Source organism: Alphaproteobacteria bacterium, assembly GCA_035625915.1.
In the GTDB taxonomy this organism is placed as follows: Bacteria; Pseudomonadota; Alphaproteobacteria; order JACZXZ01; family JACZXZ01; genus DATDHA01.
In genome coordinates, this window is sequence record DASPOR010000085.1 from 1 (window position 1) to 4,840 (window position 4,840).

Here is a 4,840-nt window from a genome sequence, read left to right on the forward strand (position 1 = left end):
ATTTCGGCTACTCCTTCTTTCCTTGTAGTAGCCGAATATCATCGCGTGGCAAGTGCAAAGACCGCTCAAAACACGCAAACGACGTAACGTCCCTTCTCATAGCCAATCATGAAAAGTCAGCGCATTTCATGGACGTGGGCTCGACCAATTTCACGTGTTTGCGAGACCGACTCCTTTCGCATCACCATGTATTCCGCGCCAGAAACACCGGCAATCGGGATGCGGCAAAAATCAGTCGAATTTGCGCGAGCGGGGGAAGCCATTCGGGGGGAGACGTCCGGCTTGCGCGCGTTGGCCAACCCAATCGCCGAGTTCGACCTTGGAGAAGGTGCGCGTCCGGTCGCCGGTGCGGCATGTCAAGCCTTCCGCCATTGCAAAGGACTTCACATCCGACAGACCGCCATCCTTGTATTTCTGCAAAATGACGCCGCGGCCGCGGCTCATCTCCGGCACTTCGTCGAGCTTGAAGAGGACAAGCTTTCGGTTTTCGCCGAGGACCGCAACCCAGTCGCCGCTGACCGGCGCGCAGGCCGCCGCCTCCACGTCGCCTCCGACATTGAGCACCTGCTTGCCGGCACGCGTTTGGGCCAACACGTCCTCGGCCTTGACGACGAAGCCGCGCCCGTCGCTCGCCGCGACGATGAACTTCTCATCCGCCTTGTAAACCCGCATATGCACGAGCCCTTGGTCGTTGCCAAATTCGATCATCAGGCTGAGGGGTTCGCCGAAGCCCCGGCCGCCCGGCAACTTGTCGCATGTGAGCGTGTAGAAGCGACCGTTGGTTGCGAAGACGAGAAGCTTGTCGGTCGTCTCGGCGTGGATGGCAAACCTGTGCCGGTCACCCTCCTTATATTTAAGGTCGGCCATGTCGGCGAGGTGACCCTTCACACTCCTTATCCAGCCCTTATCGGAGCAGATCACCGTGATGGGCTCACGCTCGACGTAGGCTTCGAGCGGAACGTCCTCGACCTCGGGGGCCGAGCCGATCTCAGTGCGCCGTTTGCCGAGCGGAGATTTCGGACCGAACTTCGCCTTGAGCGCGCGCACCTCCTCGCCAAGTCGTTTCCAGCGCTTGCTTTCGTCCCTGAGGAGGCCCTTGATCTCGGCGCGTTCCGCCGAGAGTTTTTTGTGCTCTTCGGCGATCGAAATCTCTTCGAGCTTGCGCAACGCGCGCAGGCGCATGTTGAGAATCGCCTCGACCTGATTATCGGTGAGCTTCCACTTGCGCATCATCTTTGCCTTTGGGTCGTCCTCCTCGCGGATGATGCGGATTACGGCGTCGATATTGAGATATGCGATGCGGAAGCCCTCGAGGATCTCGAGCCTTTCCTCGATCTTGCCGAGGCGGAATTTCGAGCGGCGAACGAGCACGTCGTGGCGATGATCGAGATAGGCGCGCAAGACCTCGCGGAGGTTCATCACACGAGGCGCTAACCCGCCGTCGAGCACGTTCATGTTGAGGCCAATGCGCGTCTCTAGCTCGGTTTGGCGGAAGAGCGTTTCCATCAGCACCGCGGGATCGACATTGCGGCTCTTGGGTTCGAGCACGAGGCGTACTTCGTCGGTCGACTCGTCCCGCACGTCGGCGAGAAGAGCGAGTTTTTTTTGCTGCAGAAGTTCGGCGATCCGCTCGATGAGCCGCGCCTTCTGCACCTGATAAGGGATCTCCGTGACGACGACCTGATAGATACCGCCCTTGAGTTTCTCCACCTCCCACCGCGCCCGCAGACGGAAGCTGCCTCGCCCGCTTGCGTAAGCTTCGACAATATTCTCGCGCGGTTCGACGAGGATGCCACCAGTCGGGAAATCCGGCCCAGGAACGAGCCGGACCAGCGTGTCGATGCGCGCCTCGGGATGTCCGATCAAGTGGACGAGGGAGTCGCAAAGTTCGCCGATATTGTGAGGCGGAATGCTCGTCGCCATGCCGACGGCGATTCCCTGAGCGCCATTGGCAAGCAGGTTCGGGAAATTCGCGGGCAGGACGATGGGCTCTTCGTTCTCGCCATCGTAGGTCTGGCGGAAACCGACGGCATCCTCATCGATCCCTTCGAGGAGCAATTCCGCGACCGCCGTCATCCGTGCTTCCGTGTATCGCATCGCGGCGGCGTTATCGCCGTCGACGTTCCCGAAATTGCCTTGCCCGTCGACGAGGGGATAGCGCGCAGCGAATTCCTGCGCCAAGCGCACGAGCGCGTCGTAGATCGCGGCATCGCCGTGCGGATGGTACTTCCCCATGACATCGCCAACGATGCGCGCACATTTCTTGAAGCCCTGATCCGGATCCAGCCGGAGCTGACGCATCGCGTAGAGCAGGCGCCGATGTACTGGCTTCAGGCCATCGCGTACGTCCGGTAGCGAGCGCGACATGATCGTCGAGAGCGCGTAGGAGAGGTAACGCTCCGAGAGCGCGTCCGAAAACGGGGCCGGACGAACCTCGCCGGCCAAAGTTAAATCTGCCATCGAAACCTCATTGGGACCCTAGATATAGTAGCTGAGCCGCAATCTCCGTCAACTGCTTGGCGGCATCGATGGCCTTGACCTCTTGCTATCCCGAGAGCGCAGAGTGCGGCTGAGCTGATCGAGGAAATAGGAGCGGCTTGCTGGCGGCTGGCGATGAAATGCCGCAAAGACGTGGCGTTCGAGGAAGTGTCCGGTGAGCGCCAAGGCTTCGGCGATATCGCCATCGCTCGGCGTGGCCGCACTATCGATGAGAAATCCCGGCAGCGCCAAGAGCCTGTCCCGGTAGGCCTCCCCGGCGGAGAGCGAGACGGCGCGGCCGGTACGCGGAGAGACAAAGGCAAGCTCGTCGTTGCGCCCGGTAGCTGCACACTTGGTCAGGTCGAGGCCAAAACCGAGCTCGCCGAGAAGGCCCAACTCCCAAGCGACGACCGCCCGGCCCCAACCCGTAATGCGGTCGCTCGATTCGAGCGCGGCCACGAGTGCCGAAATGGCAGCGAAGATCGTGGGATGCGGTTCGCGCTCGGGTAAGGCGAGTTCCGCAACGGCGCAGGCAGACGCTAATGCCGCAAGGCGCAGCGGGTCGTCGAGCAATGCCGCCGCACCATTATGGAGCTGTTCGCAAGAAAAATATCCTAGGTGGTCTGCAAGTCGAGCCCGCCACGTGGCTTGCAAGCGGCTGCCTGGTTGAAGTGCGCCTCGCTTGCCGGCACTCGCCCCCCCATGGACGAGGCCGGCATGACGACCGTGCTCACGCGTCAGGAGCTGCAAGATCAAAGCCCTTTCGCCGTGCTTGCGCGCGGCCAGGACGATTCCCTCGTCGGTCCATTCCATGGCTCTGGTTTAGCCCACAACGGTTTGAGTGACTATATTTTGGTTGGCGCGCACATTGTTCAACGAGCCCAACGCGTCGGGGAATGGAATACGGTCGGGCCGCGCAATCGATCAGCGCCAAAGTGCACTCGAGCACCCTGTGTGCGCAGCAACGATCCTGACCGTCCCGCGCCTGCGGATAGAGTTCCGCATCAATGCTTTGGAATATTGTCCGCGTTGGCGATCTCATAGGTGTCATCGTGGGCCCGTCACACATCGAATTCGAGCCCTATCGTGCGATAGTGCTCGGGCCGATCCGCCCAATTCTCCTCTACCTTGACGTGAAGGACGAGATGCGCGCGGCGGCCGATGAGCGATTCGAGCTCTTTGCGCGCCGCACTGCCGATCGCTTTGATGCGCGCGCCACCCTTCCCGAGCACGATCGGCCTGTGGCTTTCGCGTTGGACATAGATCACCGCGGACACTCGCGCACTCCCGTCGCCGTGCTCCTCCCAAGATTCGACGTCGACGGCACTTGCATAGGGAAGCTCCTGATGGAGCTGGAGGAAAACCTGCTCTCGCACGAGCTCGGCGGCGAGGAGGCGGGTCGGCAAGTCGGAAAGCTGGTCCTCGGGGTAGAGCCAGGCGCCGGGCGGCATCCTCGCCACGAGCGCTGCGCGCAGGTCCTCGACCCCGTCGCCATTGAGGGCGGAAATCATGAACGTGTCTGTGAAGGCACCGTCAGCATTCAGGCGTGCCGCGAGTTCAAGGAGAAGCGGCTTTTCGACCCGATCGATCTTATTGAGCACGAGGATCGCCTGCCGATTGCCGCGCTTGAGACCATCGAGAATGCGGCGCGTATCTTCGTCGTAGCCCCTCGCGGCATCGACCAGGACTGCGATCACATCCGCGTCGTGAGCCCCTTTCCAGGCGGCCGCGATCATGGCGCGGTCGAGTCGGCGCTTCGGCGTGAAGATTCCCGGCGTGTCCACGAGAACGAGCTGCGTGGCGCCAACGATGGCGATGCCGATGATTCGCGTGCGGGTAGTCTGCACCTTGGGCGTGACGATCGATATCTTGGCACCCACGAGCGCGTTCGTGAGGGTGGATTTGCCGACATTCGGCCGGCCGATCAGGGCAACGAAGCCGCAGCGGCGCCCGGCAGCATCGTCGACGGTTTCAGCCACGCTTCTCGTCCTGCACATGGGCCAGGAGGAGTTTGGCGGCGGCTTGTTCCGCGGCACGCTTGGAGCGGCCCTGGGCCTCTACGGGTGCGCGGCCCGTGACCGAGACCGCGATGGTGAATCGCGGTTCGTGCGACGGTCCTTCAATGGCTACGGTCTTATAGCTCGGCAGCGGCAGCCCGTGGCCCTGGGCCCATTCCTGAAGGGCGGTTTTGGCGTCGCGGGGCGGGGTTGCGGATTCGTCCACAAGCGGATTCCAATAGCGCTCGATGAAGGGGCGCGCCACGGCGAGTCCACCGTCGAGATAGAGTGCTGCAATTACAGCCTCGCAAGCATCGGCAAGGAGGGTCGGGCTCTTTCGGCTTCCGGCGTCCGACTCGCCTTTC

Annotated in this window: 4 protein-coding genes; all 4 read right to left on the bottom strand. The window is 62.0% G+C overall.

Going from position 1 to position 4,840, the window contains the following annotated elements; all coding sequences use genetic code 11:
* Window positions 1-231 precede the first annotated feature (231 nt).
* Window positions 232-2,460: a DNA topoisomerase IV subunit A gene (parC, locus tag VEJ16_07115; protein ID HYB09423.1), complete on the bottom strand. Its 2,229-nt coding sequence runs from the start codon at window positions 2,458-2,460 to the stop codon at window positions 232-234.
* Between the two features lie 48 nt (window positions 2,461-2,508).
* Window positions 2,509-3,291, bottom strand: a complete 783-nt coding sequence (recO, locus tag VEJ16_07120) for a DNA repair protein RecO (GenBank protein ID HYB09424.1) — start codon at window positions 3,289-3,291, stop codon at window positions 2,509-2,511.
* 248 nt (window positions 3,292-3,539) lie between these two features.
* Window positions 3,540-4,457, bottom strand: a complete 918-nt coding sequence (era, locus tag VEJ16_07125) for a GTPase Era (protein ID HYB09425.1) — start codon at window positions 4,455-4,457, stop codon at window positions 3,540-3,542.
* A partial coding sequence (locus VEJ16_07130) for a putative dsRNA-binding protein (GenBank protein HYB09426.1) occupies window positions 4,450-4,840 on the bottom strand: 391 nt, incomplete at its 5' end. The genes era and VEJ16_07130, both read right to left, overlap by 8 nt.